This window comes from Pseudomonas sp. NFX224, assembly GCF_048565165.1.
In the GTDB taxonomy this organism is placed as follows: Bacteria; Pseudomonadota; Gammaproteobacteria; order Pseudomonadales; family Pseudomonadaceae; genus Aquipseudomonas.
The window spans coordinates 710,593-728,397 of sequence record NZ_CP183416.1 but is presented as its reverse complement, the minus strand read 5'-3'; the positions used below and the strand labels follow the sequence as shown (position 1 = coordinate 728,397).

The window sequence follows — 17,805 nt, the reverse complement described above, 5'->3', positions numbered from 1 at the left end:
TGAGAGATCACTGGCACATTGCTAGCAGCCGGTGAGTATCGCCAGTTTCTGGCTCAGGGAGCGCTGATGAGTTTTCGTACAAGGAACGACTCCCCACGGCAATCGACCGATTGCGTAGTAGCGTCACCTCAACATAAAAATGACCCGGATGACGTCGGCATGGCCTACGCCGGCAACGAAGACTCGATCGAGCAATTGCTGGACTCAGCGCGCAACGGGGTCCATACCCGCGCATGGGTGTTTTACCGCGCCGGTGAACAAATGCATTGGGTCGGGCAGGGCGACCCACAGGCGCAATGGCCCTCAAACATCGAGAATGAAGCGTTCGAGGCCTTTTGCCAGGCCCGGGGCTTGCACCGCTGGCCGACCGGTAGAGGCGAAAGCGTGCTGGGTTGGCTACTCGCACCAGAAGACCAGGCCGCGGAGCCGGCGCTCGCCGAATTTGCCCTGCACCTGGGTGTTGAGCTACAGACCAATACCCTGGCCCGTGCGCAGATTACTCAACGTGTGCTGTATGAAATTACCTACCTCGCCAGCTCTACTCGCGACCGATCAGTGTTTCTGGTGGGCGTTCACCAGTTGCTGGCCAGCCTGATCGACGCCGAGAACTTCTATCTCGCGCTGTACGACCCGCACACTCACAAAATCGACTACCCGTATTACGTCGACATCATCGACGTTGATGCGCTGGAATCCGAGAATTACGAGTACCTTGTCCCTTCGCGTCTGTCATTGACCGGCCAGGTGTTGACCACCGGCCAGCCATTGCTGATCGATGCCGCCGGCATTCTCGCGGCTCAGGCCGAGGGGCGTTTTTTCTGCGTGGGTGATCGTCCCGAGTTCTGGATGGGCGCGCCGTTGAAAAATGCCTCGGATGAAGTGTTCGGTATGTTGGCGATGCAGGTCTATGACGTTGCACGTATCTACAGCGCTGAAGACCGTGCGTTGTTTCTGGTGGTGGCGCGCCACGTGGCCATGGCGTTGGGCCGGATTCTGCACCGGGAGGACCTGGAACAAACGGTGATGCGCCGCACCCTGGAGCTTTCTGCACTCAACGACGCACTGAGGCAGGAAGTGGCAGACCGCGAGCGCGCCGAGCATCTGCAGAACGCATTGTTCAAAATTGCTGAACTGTCGAGCCAGCCCGGCGACATGGCCGAATTGTTCAAAACCTTGCACGGTATCGTCGGTGATCTGCTGTTCGCACAGAACTTCTACATTGCGCTGTTCGACGACGCGACCGGTGAAGTGACCTTTCCTTACTTTGTGGATGAACGACAGACGATCTGCCCGGCGGCGCGACGTGGGCGTCGGGGTCTGACCGAGTACGTGATCCGTCAGCGTCGACCTTGCCTGGTCGACGTCGGCGAGGCGGAACGATTGGATGCGCAAGGTGAAATCGAAATAGCCCATGAGGATGTCCGATCCTGTTCCTGGCTGGGCATTCCCTTGTTCGATGGCGACATGGTGCGTGGCGTGCTGGCGGTGCAAAGCTACACCTCGCAGGTGTGGTACACGCTGCGTGATCAGGAGCTGCTGACATTCGTGTCGCGACACATCGACACCGCGTTGTCGCGGCGTACGGCCGCCGAAGCGATCCATGCCGCTAACCTCAAGCTCGAAGCCCGGGTGCAGAACCGCACGCGCGAACTCGATCACGCCAATGCCAAGTTGCAGCACGAAAACACCCACGATGCGCTGACCGGTCTGCCGAACCGTACCTACCTGCAACAGCGCCTCAATCAGGCCTGGTCACGCTTTGGCAGTCAGGGCGGGCACCTGGCGGTAATGTTCATCGATCTCGACCGTTTCAAAATGGTCAACGACAGCCTGGGTCACCATTTCGGCGACCTGCTGTTGATGCAGGCCGCCCATCGTCTGCGCGGTTGCCTGCGCGAAACCGACATGCTGGCGCGCCTGGGCGGCGATGAATTTTCGGTGCTGGCCCCCGACGCGCCGCTGGACGTGGTGATCGAAATCGCCGAACGAATACTGGTGGCGTTCGACCTGCCGTTTTTCATCAATGGCTATGAAGTTTTTTCGTCCTGCAGCATCGGCATTGTCAGCGCCGACAGCCAGTTCCATCACGAGCCGGCCGACTTGTTGCGCGATGCCGATGCGGCGATGTACCGGGTCAAGAGTGCCGGGCGCGACAGTTACGCGGTGTTCAACCAGGAAGTGCGGCGCGAAGTTTCGGACCAGGTCGAGCGGGAAGGGGCCTTGCGCAACGCGCTCAAGCGCACCGATGAGCTGCTGCCGTATTTTCAGCCGATTGTCAGCATCGAAACCGGTGAACTGTTGGCCCTGGAAGCGCTGATTCGTTGGCACCAGCCGGGAGGCCGGGTGATCGCGCCGGGCGAGTTCTTGCCCGATGTTGAAGGGCTGCGGCTGATCGGGCGACTGGACCTGTATATGCTCGCCAGCATCGCCGCGATCCTCGCACAACCCGAACACGCCAATTGGCCTGCGGTGCATGTCAATTGCTCCAGTTACAGCATGACCCGTCCGGACTTCGCCAGTGATGTGCTGGCGCTGTTGGCGCAACACGGTGTCGAGCCATCGCGGATCTGCCTGGAATTGACCGAGGGTGCGCTGGTGGCCGAACCTGCGATTGCCCGGCAAACCATGCAGCAACTGGCCGACAACGGCATGTCGGTGGTGCTCGACGACTTCGGCGCCGGGTTTTCATCCCTGAGCTATGTGCATCAATACCAATTCAGCGGCTTGAAAATCGACAAGTCCTTCATCCTCGAACTGACCACCAGCGCCCGCAGTCGCGCAATCGTCCGGGCCATCGTGCGCATGGCCGAATCGCTGGACTTGAGCGTGGTAGCCGAAGGTGTCGAGGATCAAGCGACGCTGGACCTGCTGCGCGAGATGGGCGCGGGGCAGGCCCAGGGCTACTACTTTGCCAGGCCGATGGGGTTGGAGGCGTTGTTGGCGAGTTCGGTGATGGGGGGCTGATGCGAGGACTTAAACGCGGTCCATTGTAGGCGCGAGCCTGCTCGCGATGGACGTTAGCGATGACGCGTACTGCCAGATTAAACGCAGCGTATTGGAGAACATCGCGAGCAGGCTCGCACAGGAGATTGCACGCACGAAAAAGCCCGGCTGATCAGGCCGGGCTTTTCATGGGTGTTGCGGTGAAGCGATTGGTTTAGGCGACGGAGTTGCCTTGCAGGCGGTCGGAGCCATCGGCGGCCACTTCGTTACCTTTCAAGCGATCCGAGCCATCGGCAGCGACGCGGTTTTCGATAAGGCGATCAGAACCGCCTTCAGCGACACGATTCTGGATCAGACGATCCGAACCACCTTCAGCCAACACAGGTTGAGCAGAAGTTGCGGCGAAAGCGTTAACTGCGAAAACCGAGAAAGCGATGCTGAGGAGGGTTTGGCGTTTCATGATCGTGTGCTCCAGGGTGTTTTGGTTTGGTATGGAGCAGATGTTACGCGGTGGATTTTTTAAGAGAACTTCATTGAAGTGATGGTGAGCATCGACGGCATTGATAGGGCAAGCGACCTACCTCCGGTGAGTGTGATGTTGCGGTACCGCCTGGCAACCCGGGAGGCGTCAGAACATTGATTACATTGCGGATCAACTGTAATGCGTGATCGCGTCATTATCAGCAATGCCGATCACAAATAGAGTCAGCCTGACGATTTTGTCTACTGCATCGCCAAGGTGTCTTTCATGTTTCAGCACATTCTCAAAACGGCTGGTTTGGCGGCACTTCTTGTCGCAAGTGCAGCCGTGCCGTTTGCCCAGGCACAACCGTTACCCCTCGATAAAGTCGGCGCTTTACATAACGAAGACGTGGAATGGCGCAGCTTTCCCGCTTTCCCGAAAGAAGTAAAACTGGCCGTTGTGGCCGGTGATCCGAGTAAGCCTGCACCCTACGTTGTGCGAGTCAAAGTGCCCAGTGGCACCCAATTGATGCCCCATACCCACCCAGAAAATCGTATCTACACCGTCATGTCAGGTGTTTTCTACATTGGGTTTGGTAAGGTCTTTGATCCGGACAAACTGGTTGCTTATGGGCCGGGTAGCGTCGTGATACTGCCGGCGAATACGCCGCACTTTCACTGGGCGAAATCCGGGGAGTACATCTCACAGGTTTACGGCACGGGGCCGCTGGGGATTGAATACATTGATAGCCATGATGATCCTCGGAATGCGTCCAAGTAGGAGACGCTCAATCTTGAATCTGGCCTGGAGCCTTGCATGAAAGTTGGCGTGATCTCCGATACCCACGGCCTGCTGCGCCCCGAAGCCCTCGCGGCGTTGCAGGGTTGTGAGCGGATCATTCATGCGGGCGACATTGGTAAGCAGGAGATCCTCGAACAACTGGCGGCGATTGCGCCGCTGCATGTCGTGCGCGGGAACAATGACCAGACGGCCCCGTGGGCAGAACTCGTCGCCGATCACCTGAGTTTCGACATCGAGGGCTGGCAGACCTTACTGGTGCATGACATTGCCGATGTACCCGCGCTGCTTGATGCGGGCACGAGGCTGGTGATTACCGGACATTCCCATAAACCACGCATTGAGTGGCGCGGGGAACGGCTATTCCTCAACCCGGGCAGCGCGGGGCCGCGGCGGTTCAAGTTGCCGGTGACGTTGGCGTTGCTTGAAGTGGGGAAGGGGGCGATTGAACCGCGATTGGTTTCGTTGTTGGGATGAGCATAATCTGATGGAGCCCGCCCCCGACCGCGCTGTCGTTCAACATGGGGGCCGCCCCAATAGCTCGACTGATCCAGTCTCGACTTTCGGTCTACGCGTGTCTGCTCAATAGTTTCTTCCACGCAATCGATGGAGCAACTGGGTTGCGGATTAAACAGAAAATCTGTCCCCTTTGTCTTTTCATTTATCTCGCCTCAGGCGTTAGTTTTTCACGCTTTGGATCTGACATCTGATGAATGGTCGGCCAATACACGGCAAATCCATGACGATGCGACTAGCGTTATGAGTCCGCACTACCATCCAGGCATAACCAACGCGGTGACCTGCAATGGAAAAGATCGCTCGAACTTTTATCGCTCCATCCGTTACCCGCATAACTGGAGTCGGACTTGCTCTGATCGTTAGTTTGGGCATGGCTGAGGCGGCACATGCCGATGAGGCCTTTGCCAAAAGCCAGCTCAAGAAAATGTCCGACTACATGTCTGCGCAAAATAAACTGTCGTTCAATTACGACACCATCCTTGAAGTTGTCACCAAAGACCAGCAACGACTTGCCCTGGCAGGCTCCGGCGCTGTTGTGATCAACCGGCCCGACAAATTGCGCAGTACCCGCTCCAGCGGATTCGCAGACATCGAACTGTTGTTTGATGGCAAGACGCTCACGTTGCTCGGTAAAGGTAAAAACATTTACTCGCAGGTCGAAGTCCCGGGCACGCTTGACCACCTACTCGATGTGCTCAGGGATAAATACAACAGGCCGCTTCCCGGTGCCGACCTGTTCATGTCCAATCCTCAGGATCAATTGATGGCAGGGGTAACCAACATCAAAGACTTGGGTAGTGGCGTTATCGGTGGTGTCGAGTGCGACCACTTCGCCTTCAGAAAGAAAGAGGTGGATTGGCAAATATGGATTGCCCAGGGTGAGCAGCCCTATCCTTGCCGATATTCCATCACATCAAAAAAAGTTGCCGGAAACCCGCAGTACAGCATTCAGCTGAGAGACTGGAAAAGCGGTGATACGGTTGCCTCTGAAGATTTCGTTTTTAACAACTCAACCGATGCGAAGAAAATCGAACTCAAAGACCTGCCCAACGCCGAGGATTTGCCAGGCAACTTTGCACGAGGAAAAACCAAATGAACCTCCTGATGAAGTCTTGCGGTTTCCTGCTGGTCGGATTCGTTCTGGTGTGTGCACTGGAGCTCGGAGAGACCTTGTCGATCCCTGGGGTGCATAGCTTGATTCCATCGGCCGAGGCTGTGGTCGGACGCCCCCTCACCCCCGTAAGCGTTGCCGGTGTGGCAAGACGCACGGCACGGCGTAATTAGTGGTCGGTATCCTTTGAATGGGGGCCCGATGCTCGATGTGAAACGGGTCTGTTGAGGGATAGAAGAATCCTGGCTTGATGCCGGGATTCTTCGTTTTAAAGCGTTTAAGCGTCCTCTATTTCCCAGGCACTTCACAAAAAAGCGCTCTTCGCACTGGCTTCAGGTTCAACGCGTTGATGGAGGAAGCGGTCCCAGGAACATCTGTTTCAGACGATCATGCCCTAATGCCCGCGCCAATTCCGAGATGACGCAATACATGAATATCAACGTAATGAGCAGAATCTGAACCGCCCAAAATTGAGGCCAATTCATCGAGGTCCAAAGCATGGAGTTAGCCTCTGTGAAGCTCGGAGCCTCTTTCCAGAATTCGTACAGCCGCTCCAGATAATGAACCGCCAGCGCGACAAGCGCATACATGAATGTCTTCCAGGTGATGTTCCAGATCAGTGGTTTTTCGGGAAAACGATTGATGAAGGGCAACATATCTGCGACCAGTACTGATTTTCCCAACACCAAGGACGCGATCAGAACCGATGCTGATACTGGAAGCGGAACGCCCGTGCTTTTGATCATGAGCCCACGAATGAGGGCCACGATATGCAGAATGATGAAAAAGAACAGGGTAGGCGGAAGCGCCTTGAGAGCTTCATGTTTTAACTTGAGCAGCACCGTTTTCATATTGACCCCCAGGTAGGCGCAGCAAAGCTGCACGTCTATTAATCGACTCAGCCTAGTACAAAATTTGAATCCCCCTTGCAGATGCGCAGGCTATCGATCGATTTCGGCGATCGAGCTTCGGGCAGATACGGAACCAGTTGCCTCTAATGCTGGCATCGGCTCACCATCGGTTAGCTGTTGCATTCGGGCAGGATTCATTCCGCTTGTCGAGTCCCCTGACGGGAGATTGATGAGATGGCTATATGCCGCTAAAACAATAGGATCAGGATTAAAAATATAGGTGACGAGATGGTATTGAGATTTGTTGTCGTACCAGCGACACCTAAGGAGACAGGATCGGTAAGGAGTGGTGGGCGCTTTTATTCGAGCACGGAGCCGTCCGGATTCAACATTTATGACAACAAGGGAAAGTGTCGTCTTTCCCTTCATTTTTCAACGCGAGCGGAAGCGGAAGCGGTGTGTGAATCGAAGAACGCTGAGCAGCTGTTTAGCTCAATGTGTTGATCGCGTATCAATGGGTCAGATGCCCTGAATTTGCCTTGAACAAATCTTGAGTCGTAACCGGCTAAGCTGTCGGAATCAACACCCGAACGAGGTTTGTAGTTCGGTTAGCCACACAGGGAAATGCAACACACAGGACACTCTTCATGCCTTCCATTTCAACATTGCTCAAGCGTTTGCATCGGGGTGCCGCTGACTCCATTGCCCCCACCCAACAATTCAATCTCCTGCGCCGGTTTTCGCAAATCAGTTTCTTTCTCATCAGCGTCATCGCATTTGGGCTGGGCAGTGTTTCAACGCAATTTCTGATGATCGAAAGCCTGGAACGAGATGCTTTATTGTCAGCGCAGTTCATCCAGACCATCGCAACGGGAGAGATACGCCATCACGGGCTCTCCGGGATGCGGATGGGTGATGTTCTGGCGCAAATTTCGTATGGAATGCTGTCGGAAGAATTGTCGCAGAACAGGCAACGTGCGCGTTCCGAATTTCTTGATCACCTTTCACACCTGCCGGACTCACTGCTGATCAGCATCTACTCCCCTCAGCGGACAGTGATCTGGTCAACCAATCCTCATTTGATCGGTCAGACATTCCTGAACGACGAGGCACTTGAAGCTTCATTCCATTCCAAAGACCGCGTATCAACCAAATACAGTACGGCTGATGAAGTCCGTCCCGAGCAGCAGTTTTTGCATCCCCCGAAAATGTTTTTTATCGAGAGCTACATCCCACTGGTTGATGACCTGGGTAATACCCTGGCCGTGGTGGAAATTTACAAGGAACCGTTCGACCTGATCGAAAGGCTCAATCGCGGCCACTGGATAATCTGGTTATCTACCGCACTTGGAGGCGCGCTTCTTTACTTCGGGCTTTACTGGATTGTCCGGCGTGCATCAATCCAGTTGGCGTCACAAGAGGCCCAGCTGGTTGCCAACAGAACGTATTTGGGGCTGGTTGAGATGTCCACGGCGGTTGCTCATAGCCTGCGAAATCCGCTTGCCTGCATCCGCTCAAGTGCAGAGTTGGCGGACGAAATGGACGGCCAGCCGGCCAGAAAGAATATCGCCGATATCGTCAGCCAGGTTGACCGGATGTCGAAGTGGGTCAATGAGTTATTGCTGTACTTGCGCCCGATCCGTGGCGAAGCGGAACTGGTGGAGCCGATTACGGTACTGCAGACCACGCTGAACAGCTTCAGCGCGCAACTGGCCCAATCCAGAATCCAAGTTGTGTTCAGTAATGAGCCAACTCCCCGAGTAGTCAGCAACCCACTTCTGCTATCTCAAATTCTCAATAGCCTGATAGCCCATGCCATTGAGGCAATGCCAGGAGGGGGGACATTGACTGTCCAATCCAGTCTGAGTCACGACCAACAATTGCTGCATCTCACCATCACTGACACGGGGGAAAGCCTGTCCAGACAACAGGAAATGGCGGCCTTCAAACCTTTCTACACAACCAAACAAGGCAGGCTCGGCATAGGGTTGATCATGGTGAAGCAAATCATGGAAAGCTTTGGTGGGGAAGCCACAATGGCCCACCACGAACAACAGGTCACCTCCATGCGCTTGACGTTCAGGGTTGTCGAAAGAAAAAACAGTGCGCCGGCCTGAACTGCATTTGGTTGATTGCAGCTCTACTGTGACAGGCTGTAATCGACCGATTCTGTTGAAAAAGTCGGATTTTCAAATGGCCTGAACTCAGGCACGACCACCACCGGAGAGCCCACTCACCACATTGAGTGGTTCTTCGGCCCTTCGGTGACGTTTGCTGCTCTGCTAGTGGGTTAATTTGAGTTTTTTTGCTTGGTGCAGGCGCACCTATCCCGTGACTGGTGGCCCTTGAGATGAAAATTTGGCCAGCCGTCGCAGGTTCTGCACCGCAGCGGCCAGCGTGAACTCGTCGGTCGCGCCACTCATGCCACGTAGCCGCAAGCGATCCAGTTTCAGGATGCGCTTGAGGTGAGCAAACAACATTTCGACCTTCTTACGCTCGTGGCGAGAGCGCTGATATGCCGGCGTCGCTGCGATGCGCCGAGCCACCTCACGAGCGGCTTCATGGACGCTGCGAGCAATCTTGCGGAACGCAGTGTTTGGGCAGCACTTGGCTTTCATCGGACAGGCAACGCAGTCGGCCTGCCGGGATCGGAAGATGATGGTGTTGGCTTTGGTGACGTGCGAACGCTCGTTCTTGAAGGCTCGCCATTCGCTGCGCAATGGGTTGCCGGCTGGGCAGCGGTACTCCTCAGCCTCTTCATTCCAGTGGAAATCGTTACTCGAAAAGCTGTCGTTCTTGCGCTCAGTTTTGTCCCGCACCGGCACATGCGGCTCGATGTCGTTTTCCTCCACCATCCAGGCCAGCATCGGCGCGGTGCCGTAAGCAGTGTCGCCAATGAGGCGTTCCGGCTTGATGTCGAACTGCGCTTCGACCCGATCGATCATCGTCTTGGTGCTCTCGACTTCTGCAGTTCGATGAGCCGGTGTGGGTTCCACATCCATGATCACGCCGTGCTCGGTATCGATCAGATAATTCGTGGAGTAAGCGTAGAACGCTGGGCCACCTGGAGCAGCGGTCCAGCGGGCTTGAGGATCAGTCAGCGATAGGCGCTTCGGTAGCGTTTCAGCCAGAGCCTCTTCATCGAGTGCCTCAAGATACTCACGTACGGCGCGGGTGCTCAGGGCCGGATCGCTCCAGTTGACCGGTTCATCACCCGGTACACCGCGCTGCCGGCTGGCATCCGCTTTGATGATGCTGGCGTCATGCAACGACGCAGCACTTCATTGAACAGCCAGCGAAACAGATCGCTGTCCCGAAAACGGCCGTGTCGGTTTTTGGAAAAGGTCGAGTGATTGGGGACTTCATCTTCAAGGCTCAATCGGCAGAACCAGCGATACGCCAGGTTCAAATGGGCCTCTTCGCACAACCGCCGCTCTGAGCGAATGCCGTAGCAATAGCCCACGATCAGCATGCGAATCATTAGTTCTGGATCAATCGACGGACGCCAAATTGGGCTATAAAAATCGGCGAGGTAATGGCGCAGACCGCTCAGATCGAGACACCGATCAATGCTGCGCAGAAGGTGATTGGCTGGGATGTGATCTTCATGGTTGAACGAGTAAAACAGTCGCTCCTGCCCACTCGATAACTGTCCCATCATGCTGTGTGATCCCCCGCCGGCCAATGAAGCAATTTTGCCGCAGGTCAAACAGGGGAGCTACTTTTTCAACAGAATCGGCCAGAAGCAGTCGTTCAAGCATAGACCGGGATGTCTACCAGAGCGGGGTAGTCCAAGTAGTCATTCAATACGTCCACAAAAAGCAAGGTCGATTCAACTGGATGGGTTTTTTAAATTCAATCTTTTGCGCTGGTTAATAGATTACTTATTGAACATTTCGTAAAAAAGCGTAACATTGCCGCCCATGATACTCGAACAGCTCAAAGCCCTGGGCAATGACACCCGCATGCAAATGATGGAGTGGCTCAAAGACCCACTCAGTAATTTCCCCCCTCAGGATCATGGCGATCCTGCGATAGGCGTGTGTGTCACCCATTTGCAACACAAGGCCGGGCTTTCACCTTCTACCGCGTCTGCACATTTAGCTATCTTGCAACGTGCAGGCTTCGTGCTGACCACCCGCATCGGAAAGTGGACTTACTACCGACGTAATGAGCAGGCGATTGATGACTTTGCGGCTAGGCTGATCATCGAATTGTAATTTTTAAACCTTCATTTCGTTATTTCGCGTAATGAGAAAATATAAGGAAACCCTCCTATGAGCAGCAAAACTATCTTCGTTGAACCCGGTGGCGGCTATGAAAAGGTTGTGGTCGGCAGCAGCGAAGTCCGAGCCGCAGCGCGTGGCGAAATCACCGTACGCCTTCATGCCAACTCGCTCAACTACCACGACTTCGCGGTGGTCAGCGGTATGTGGGGTCCGAGCGAAAAACGCATCCCCATGGCCGATGGTGCAGGTGAAGTCATTGCTGTCGGCCCAGATGTCACTGAATTCAAGGTGGGTGACTCGGTCGTCAGCACCTTCTTCCCGCAATGGATCAACGGTGCGCCACTGGTTGAAGGCTTTGTCAGCGTGCCAGGTGATGGCATTGACGGCTATGCTCGTGAACAAGTGACGGCCAACGCCACATCGTTCACCCTCGCGCCTATTGGCTACAGCCATGCTGAAGCTTCGACGCTAACCACCGCCGGCCTTACTGCATGGCGCGCCCTGATGGCCGATGACTCACTCAAGCCGGGCGACACCGTGCTCGTCCAAGGCACTGGTGGCGTTTCAATTTTCGCCCTGCAGTTCGCTAAAATGGCCGGTGCTACCGTTATTGCGACCTCTTCAAGCGACGAAAAACTTGAACGTCTGAAAGCGCTAGGCGCTGATCATGTGATCAATTACCGCAAAGACCTCAACTGGGGCGAAACTGCACGCGCGCTAACGGGTGGCCGTGGTGTTGACCACATCATCGAAGTCGGCGGCCCTGCGACGCTTGAGCAATCGATGAGTGCAATTCGGGTTGCTGGTCACATCTCCGTCATCGGCATATTGAGTGGCGTAAGCGGTGCAATGAATTTTGTACCGGCACTGATCAAGCAAGTGCGTCTGCAGGGTGTATTGGTGGGTAGCCGCAGCCAGCAGCAGGACATGATCCGAGCCATCAATGCTAATGGCATGCGCCCGATTATCGATCGTCATTTCCCTATGAGCGAGATTGTCGAAGCGTTCAAGTATCAGGAAACCAACCAGCATTTCGGGAAAATTTGCCTGGATATCTAAGCACGTATGCATGGGTATGATCCGTATGCCTATCTCAAGGATGTGCTACCACGGCTGCCGACGCAGCGGACGAGAGAGATTGGCCCCTTGCTGCCTGTCACAACCGGCAGCAACGGGTCGACGGTCATAGTTACAAAGCGGCGGATTAAATCAGAGGGATTTTCAAGGCCGCCAACCGAACATGCTAGCTCCTCCAGGAGGGCTTCCTACGGTCAGGAAATGGGCGGAGTCTGTATTGACGCGCCCCTTTCCTGCATCGCGGAGATAGGCCTTATGAAGCAGCCGCTCGACCAAGCTCGTTAACTGATACGCCGGTTTTGTCCAGCCAGATTTTACGTCGGGCAAACAAAGCGGGAGCACTGACGTTGACCTCTGTAATCAACATGTCCAGTTCAGCGTTTTTCAGTTGGCCGTTTTCAACCAACACCCGCCCCGCCACCATGGTCATGTCAACATCACCACCCTGAACGGCATGGACTAGGTTGTGATGAAGGTTGGCCAGCGGACCCTTGGTGATCAGCGGGGTCATTCTTGGCGTGTCGACGCGCACCGCGATGATGTCCGCTGCCTTGCCTTTTTCAAGGGAGCCTATCTGCTTGTTCATGCCCAGGGCGCGGGCGCCGTCGATAGTTGCCATGCGGCACACCGACCAGGCGTCGAGGGCTGCGGCGTTGAGGCTGGCGAATTTGGCCAGCAGGGATGAGACTTTCATTTCCTCGAACATGTCCAGGTTGTTGTTTTCCTTTTCGCCGTCGGTGCCCAGGCCCACGGCGACGCCGGCCGCCAGCAGTTTTTCCACCGGGGCTGCACCGGATGCCAGTTTCATGTTGCTGACCGGGTTGTGGGCCACGCCCACGTTGCGCTCAGCTATCAATGCGATTTCGCCGTCGTCGACCCAGACGCAGTGGGCCAGCAACACCTTTTTGGCATCGAGCAGGCCAAATTTTTCCAGGGCCTGCACCGGTCTGATGCCGTGGCGGCGCAGGGTTTCGTCGACGTCGAAGCGGCTTTCATTGCTGTGGGTGTGGAAGCCAACCTGATTGGCCTTGCAGATATCGGCAATGCGCTGCCAGGCCTTGGGCACGGCATAGAACAGGTGCTCCAGGCCGACCCACACGTTGATGCGGCCATTGGCTGCGCCGTGCCAGCTTTCGATCAAGGCTTCGTTGCTGTCCAGGGTCTCGAAATAGTCGTGGTCCGGGTGCTCGGCAACGTAGGGCACCAGCACGGCACGTATTCCCAGTTCATTGGCCGCTTCGGCGCTGCCGTGCATGTAGCGCCACATGTCGACGATGGTCGTGGTGCCGGACAGCAGGGCTTCGCTATAGCAGAGCATGGACGCCAGGCGCGCTTCGGCAGGGAGCAGGACGCGGTGCATGGGGTCGATGTACTGCTGCAGCCATTCCCACACCGGTAGCCCTTCCGCCGTGCCGCGAAGTATGCCGGAGTGGCAATGGGTGTTGATCAGGCCGGGCATCAGCAGCCGGTCGGTCAGGCGCCGGACCTTGGCCAGGGGATGCCGGGCGAGCAGTTCGCTCGCCGGTCCGACATCGGCAATCACGCCGTCGGTGATCAATACGGCGCCATCTTCAATGACGGTGTTATGGGCGTCCATGGTGAGCACTACGTCTGCCCGCAGGAGTTCGCTGATCATCATGCTTGACCTTTTATTGAGTGTTTATTGAAAGATGGATGTCAGCTTTCGCCCAGTACCGCGGAGCGGACTGCACTGGTCTCTGCTTCTTCTGGCTGGGTGGGGCCATTGAACACAAGGTTAAGGATCAGCGCCGTGACGACGGTGAGGATGATTCCGCTTTCGGTGAACACCCGGCTCCATTGGGGCAGGTGGTGAAAGTACAGCGGCGAGACCATCGGGATCATGCCGATGCCGACGCTGGTGGCGGCGATCAGCAGGTTGTAGCGCGACTGCTCGAAGTCGACGGTAGCGAGGATGCGAACGCCCATCAACGTGACCATGCCGAACATCACCATGCCGGCGGCGCCGAGCACGTATTGCGGTGTGGAGGCGACGATATAGGCCAGCTTGGGAAAGAGCCCGAGGCCGATGAGGATCAGTGCACCGGCCATGCACACGTAGCGGCTCTTGACCCCGGTCATGGTGATCAGGCCGATGTTCTGGGAGAACGAGGTGTAGGGAAATGCGTTGAACACGCCGCCGACGATGGCGCCCATGCCATCGGCCCGCAGGCCGCGCACCAGGCGCTCCCGAGTAGTCGGCCGGCCGACCATGTTGCCCAGCGCCAGGAACATTCCGGTCGACTCGACCATGGTCACCAGCATCACCATGCACATCGAAACCACCGCCACGACATCGAAAGTTGGCAGGCCAAAGGCAAAGTGGGTGATGGTGGAGAACCAAGGGGTTTGAGCAATACCATCAAGGACGATATCGCCGCGAATGAAGGCAACGACGAAGCCGACCAGGACACCCAGTAAAACCGCGATATTGGCAATGAAGCCCTTGGCGAAACGGTTGAGCCCCAGGATCAACAGTAACTGGGCCAAGGAAATGGCCAGGTAGACCGGATTGCCGTAATCCGGGTTGGGCCCGCCATTGGCTAGGGTCGGTTGGCCCCCTGCGGACCAGTCGATGCCGACGCGCATAAGGCTGATGCCGATCACCAATAGCACAGTCCCGGTCACCACCGGCGGGAAATAGCGCATGAGCCGGCCCATCACCGGCGCGAACAGCAGGCCGAACAGCCCCGATGCGATGATCGCGCCATACACACCCGGTAGGCCGATGCCGGGAGTCAGGGCGATGGCGATCATCGGCGTGACCGAGGCGAAGGTCACGCCCATCATGATCGGCAACTGGATGCCGAAGAATCGGTTGCCCGCGCACTGCAGGAGCGTGGCCAGGCCCGCCGCAAACAGGTCGGCATTGATGATGAGGGTCAACTGGTCCTTGGGAAGCCTGAGTGCCGCGCCGAGAATCAGTGGCACGATGATGCACGCCGAATACATCACAAGCACATGCTGGAAACCGAGTACTGCCGTTTGTATCAGCGGCAGGCGCTGATCGACTGGGTGCACGCTATGGGTCATGTGTCCTCTCCTGAAAAGTGTTGTCGAGGCAGTGATGAGTTAAATAGTTATTGTGGTTATGGGTAGCGCACAGCCAACATGCGCCTGGCCGTACCCGTTGTAAAAATGGGTCCTATTGATTTTTTTAATGGAGCAGCGATGAGGTTGTCCCTAGAACAATTGGCGGCATTTTCAGCGGTGGTCAGCGAGCGCTCGTTTTCGGCGGCGGCACGTAAACTAGGCAAGTCGCAATCCGCGGTGAGCATTTCCGTGGGCAATCTGGAAATCGATCTGGGCATAACCCTGTTCGACCGCAGCCAGCGCTATCCGCAACTGACCAATGAAGGCCGGGCTTTATTGCGTGATGCCGAGGCTATCCTGGGCCAGTGCTTCAACATGGAAAATCGTGCCAGCAGCCTAGCGGAGGAGTTAGAGACCGAGTTGGTGATCAGCATCGACGAGGCAATTCCCTATGAATCCCTCGCACCTGTGCTGGAAGAATTTTCCCGGCGCTTCACTCATGTTGATCTGACCGTGCTGCACCTTTCGGGGCAGGACGTCCTGGCGATGATCGAGGAGAAAAAGGTCTTGTTTGGGGTGATGTGCACCCGCACCCATTACCCGAGGAACCTGCAGTTCATACGCCTTGGTAGCATTACTTTCAGCAATGTCGCCTGCCGCGACCATCCGCTGGCCGGGATACCCACGGTCAGCTTCAACCAGTTGAGCAACTACCGTCAGTTGATCTACCTGCCCTTCCAAGACCGCTTGCCCACCAGCGAATACCTCAACTCTCCCAACCATTGGCGCGTCGAAAGCTATTTGACCTTGATGGACATGCTGCGCGCCGGCATGGGCTGGGCCACGGTGCCCAGACAATTAATGCAGACCCTGGCTCGAAATGGGGAGTTTGTGGAACTGCAACTGGAGGCTTACCCGTGCACTGACTGGAAAGTGGGCGTCGACCTGGTCTGGTCTTCAAGTTTGCGCTCGGGTAAAGCCGGTACCTGGCTGCGTGATGCACTGGGGCGAACGTCGATAACAAAGCAAAAAATGAAGGGAGCGACAGCGGGGACAGATTGAAAGGAAAGGGACAGATGTACTTTCAGAAAAATCTGTCCCCTTTAGTGAAGTCACTTCGCCAGCGGCAACATCATATACGGCGACAATAAAAATTCATTTATTTTACGCAATGTATTCCTACATGGAATACATCCACTGCTCCTAACTCGAATAGTCAACCGGCTGCTGGGGGTCGCTTTCAGCCAGTCGCGACAGGCAGAAAGCGGCCAAAAGTAGCCGTTCGTAACCGATCGCCTTTGGCCTATAGCGGCCTGTGACAGCAAGACAGCAATTTGCAGAGCTCAGTCAATTATGGCCACTGATCGTGCTGGTCAGGGATTTAGAGCTCAGGCAGGTTCATCCAGCCATTTTTGTAGAACGTCAGGAACTGATGAGAAAACTCCTCTGTTAACGCCTGCTGAGCGCTTTTGCTTGAGCGGATGACAAGGAAGCCGGTATCCACTTTCACCGAGAGGGGGCGTATTTCGAGTCCCTTGCCCACAAAATCAAATGCTGTGGGCGGATCAACGATACTCACGCCAAGCCCCTGGGCAACGAGTGCACAAGCGGTATAAGACAAACTCGTCTCGAGCCGAGTGATTCGGGGGACTTGAGCCAGAGCAATCTGCACCCCGGAAGAAAAAATTGACCCTGGCCGAGGCGCGACAAATCGCTGCCCTTCAAAATCGCTCGGCGCCACGATCTTCAGCTTGGCCATCGGGTGATTACTGGGCATCACCGCAACTGCATCCATGTCCACAGACAGCATTTCGACGCCGTGCGGATTGAGCGGTCCTTCGGCGTAACCGATATCGACTTGGCCAGCTGACACCATTTCCGCTACTTGATGCGATGGAACTCCCAGAATGCTGATCTGGAGGTTCGGGCGCTCCGGAAGAAAGTACGCCAAAAATCTGGGCAATAGCGTGTTTGCCACTGCCGGCATTGCCGCGATCCTTAACGAGCCCGCCGTGTTTTCTCTTATCCCAGATGCCAGACGACCGATCCGATCAAGACCGATAAACGATCGCTCTACTTCGGGAATGAGGGCTTGCGCTTGAGGAGTAGGGATTAATTGACTGCCCCGCCTTTGGAATAGCGGTAATCCGACAGCCTCCTCAAAGTCCCTGATCAGTCGCGTAACCGCTGGCTGTGTCACTGACATCAGGTTGGCAGCCCCCGTCATGCTGCCTGTTCGCATCACGGCGTGGAATGCCTCAACTTGGCGGTGGTTGATACGCATGATTCACCTCATAACATTTGCGCATACTTTAAGGGGTAATTTTTGATTTTGAATTATGATCGGGATTGGAGGTGCTGCTGGTAAATACAGCGGGGAACCGTATCTGTGTCCAACGGGCCTCTAACTTCGACCGCTATGCAACTGAAATTTTCGAGAAAGAAGGCGCTGAAATCGTCAAGTACGGCACGCAAAACGAGGTTTTTCTCGACTTGGTAACTGGGCGCCTGGACGCGTCGCTCGCCGGCTCGCTTGTCATTGAGGACGGCTTTCTAAAAACACCTCAAGGCGCCGACTATCACGTGCTCGATCAAAACTTTACGGATGAGGCTTACTTTGGCACTGGGGCCGGTATCGCGACGCGGAAAAATGATCCATTGGTAGGCAAACTGAATGATGCATTAGCAGCCATCAAACAGGACGGCACCTATGACAAAATTCAAAAGAAGTATTTCCAATACGACATTTCAGGCGATAAATAA

At 55.7% G+C, this 17,805-nt stretch carries 13 protein-coding genes and 3 pseudogenes; 10 read left to right on the top strand and 6 right to left on the bottom strand.

Annotated features, from left to right (window positions below; translation table 11 throughout):
• Positions 1-66 precede the first annotated feature (66 nt).
• Entirely contained in the window at positions 67-2,964 is a 2,898-nt protein-coding gene (locus ACNYC6_RS03105) for an EAL domain-containing protein (protein WP_419711032.1), read from the top strand.
• Positions 2,965-3,160: 196 nt separating this feature from the next.
• On the opposite strand, the pseudogene ACNYC6_RS03100 reads toward ACNYC6_RS03105, so the two are convergent.
• Positions 3,161-3,403, bottom strand: a pseudogene (locus tag ACNYC6_RS03100) (hypothetical protein); the annotation flags it as partial.
• A 288-nt stretch (positions 3,404-3,691) separates the two neighbouring features.
• Here ACNYC6_RS03100 and ACNYC6_RS03095 point away from each other — a divergent pair.
• The 3 genes from ACNYC6_RS03095 (at position 3,692) to ACNYC6_RS03085 (ending at position 5,819) form a co-directional block, all read left to right on the top strand.
• Positions 3,692-4,186 carry a cupin domain-containing protein gene (locus tag ACNYC6_RS03095; RefSeq protein ID WP_419711031.1) on the top strand — a complete coding sequence of 165 codons (495 nt, stop codon included), beginning with the start codon at positions 3,692-3,694 and terminating at the stop codon, positions 4,184-4,186.
• Between the two features lie 36 nt (positions 4,187-4,222).
• A complete protein-coding gene (locus ACNYC6_RS03090) occupies positions 4,223-4,681 on the top strand; it encodes a metallophosphoesterase family protein (RefSeq protein WP_419711030.1) in 459 nt (152 codons plus the stop codon).
• Between the two features lie 328 nt (positions 4,682-5,009).
• Entirely contained in the window at positions 5,010-5,819 is an 810-nt protein-coding gene (locus tag ACNYC6_RS03085; RefSeq protein WP_419711029.1) for a DUF2092 domain-containing protein, read from the top strand.
• Positions 5,820-6,172: 353 nt separating this feature from the next.
• Here ACNYC6_RS03085 and ACNYC6_RS03080 read toward each other — a convergent pair whose 3' ends face one another.
• Positions 6,173-6,685 carry a hypothetical protein gene (locus ACNYC6_RS03080; protein ID WP_419711028.1) on the bottom strand — a complete coding sequence of 171 codons (513 nt, stop codon included), beginning with the start codon at positions 6,683-6,685 and terminating at the stop codon, positions 6,173-6,175.
• Between the two features lie 647 nt (positions 6,686-7,332).
• Here ACNYC6_RS03080 and ACNYC6_RS03075 point away from each other — a divergent pair.
• Positions 7,333-8,802: a sensor histidine kinase gene (locus tag ACNYC6_RS03075; protein WP_419711027.1), complete on the top strand. Its 1,470-nt coding sequence runs from the start codon at positions 7,333-7,335 to the stop codon at positions 8,800-8,802.
• Positions 8,803-9,009: 207 nt separating this feature from the next.
• Here ACNYC6_RS03075 and ACNYC6_RS03070 read toward each other — a convergent pair.
• Positions 9,010-10,346 (bottom strand): annotated as a pseudogene (locus tag ACNYC6_RS03070) (transposase).
• Positions 10,347-10,608: 262 nt separating this feature from the next.
• On the opposite strand from ACNYC6_RS03070, the gene ACNYC6_RS03065 reads away from it, so the two are divergent.
• From ACNYC6_RS03065 to ACNYC6_RS03055, 3 genes and pseudogenes are all read left to right on the top strand, one after another.
• On the top strand, positions 10,609-10,905 hold the full coding sequence (locus ACNYC6_RS03065) for an ArsR/SmtB family transcription factor (protein ID WP_072405141.1): 297 nt from the start codon (positions 10,609-10,611) through the stop codon (positions 10,903-10,905).
• A gap of 57 nt (positions 10,906-10,962) precedes the next feature.
• On the top strand, positions 10,963-11,973 hold the full coding sequence (locus ACNYC6_RS03060; protein WP_419711026.1) for a zinc-dependent alcohol dehydrogenase family protein: 1,011 nt from the start codon (positions 10,963-10,965) through the stop codon (positions 11,971-11,973).
• Positions 11,974-12,069 (top strand): annotated as a pseudogene (locus tag ACNYC6_RS03055) (transposase domain-containing protein); the annotation flags it as partial.
• Between the two features lie 175 nt (positions 12,070-12,244).
• Here the strand turns inward: ACNYC6_RS03055 and ACNYC6_RS03050 are convergent.
• Together ACNYC6_RS03050 and ACNYC6_RS03045 are read right to left on the bottom strand one after the other, a co-directional pair.
• Positions 12,245-13,627: an amidohydrolase family protein gene (locus tag ACNYC6_RS03050; protein ID WP_419711025.1), complete on the bottom strand. Its 1,383-nt coding sequence runs from the start codon at positions 13,625-13,627 to the stop codon at positions 12,245-12,247.
• A 41-nt stretch (positions 13,628-13,668) separates the two neighbouring features.
• Positions 13,669-15,042, bottom strand: a complete 1,374-nt coding sequence (locus ACNYC6_RS03045) for a nucleobase:cation symporter-2 family protein (protein WP_419711024.1) — start codon at positions 15,040-15,042, stop codon at positions 13,669-13,671.
• Positions 15,043-15,120: 78 nt separating this feature from the next.
• On the opposite strand from ACNYC6_RS03045, the gene ACNYC6_RS03040 reads away from it, so the two are divergent.
• A complete protein-coding gene (locus ACNYC6_RS03040) occupies positions 15,121-16,104 on the top strand; it encodes a LysR family transcriptional regulator (RefSeq protein WP_419711023.1) in 984 nt (327 codons plus the stop codon).
• A 319-nt stretch (positions 16,105-16,423) separates the two neighbouring features.
• On the opposite strand, the gene ACNYC6_RS03035 is transcribed toward ACNYC6_RS03040, so the two are convergent.
• Positions 16,424-17,326 (bottom strand): LysR substrate-binding domain-containing protein, encoded by a 903-nt coding sequence (locus tag ACNYC6_RS03035; protein WP_419711022.1) that lies wholly within the window; start codon positions 17,324-17,326, stop codon positions 16,424-16,426.
• A gap of 71 nt (positions 17,327-17,397) precedes the next feature.
• Between ACNYC6_RS03035 and ACNYC6_RS03030 the strand changes: the two genes are divergently transcribed.
• On the top strand, positions 17,398-17,805 hold the full coding sequence (locus ACNYC6_RS03030) for a transporter substrate-binding domain-containing protein (RefSeq protein WP_419711021.1): 408 nt from the start codon (positions 17,398-17,400) through the stop codon (positions 17,803-17,805).

Coding starts and splice junctions, on each gene's coding strand:
- ACNYC6_RS03050 (WP_419711025.1), bottom strand. CDS start 13,627: ATGATCAGCGAACTCCTGCGGGCAGACGTAGTGCTCACCATGGACGCC.
- ACNYC6_RS03045 (WP_419711024.1), bottom strand. CDS start 15,042: ATGACCCATAGCGTGCACCCAGTCGATCAGCGCCTGCCGCTGATACAA.
- ACNYC6_RS03065 (WP_072405141.1), top strand. CDS start 10,609: ATGATACTCGAACAGCTCAAAGCCCTGGGCAATGACACCCGCATGCAA.
- ACNYC6_RS03090 (WP_419711030.1), top strand. CDS start 4,223: ATGAAAGTTGGCGTGATCTCCGATACCCACGGCCTGCTGCGCCCCGAA.
- ACNYC6_RS03035 (WP_419711022.1), bottom strand. CDS start 17,326: ATGCGTATCAACCACCGCCAAGTTGAGGCATTCCACGCCGTGATGCGA.
- ACNYC6_RS03075 (WP_419711027.1), top strand. CDS start 7,333: ATGCCTTCCATTTCAACATTGCTCAAGCGTTTGCATCGGGGTGCCGCT.
- ACNYC6_RS03105 (WP_419711032.1), top strand. CDS start 67: ATGAGTTTTCGTACAAGGAACGACTCCCCACGGCAATCGACCGATTGC.
- ACNYC6_RS03095 (WP_419711031.1), top strand. CDS start 3,692: ATGTTTCAGCACATTCTCAAAACGGCTGGTTTGGCGGCACTTCTTGTC.
- ACNYC6_RS03085 (WP_419711029.1), top strand. CDS start 5,010: ATGGAAAAGATCGCTCGAACTTTTATCGCTCCATCCGTTACCCGCATA.
- ACNYC6_RS03060 (WP_419711026.1), top strand. CDS start 10,963: ATGAGCAGCAAAACTATCTTCGTTGAACCCGGTGGCGGCTATGAAAAG.
- ACNYC6_RS03040 (WP_419711023.1), top strand. CDS start 15,121: ATGCGCCTGGCCGTACCCGTTGTAAAAATGGGTCCTATTGATTTTTTT.
- ACNYC6_RS03080 (WP_419711028.1), bottom strand. CDS start 6,685: ATGAAAACGGTGCTGCTCAAGTTAAAACATGAAGCTCTCAAGGCGCTT.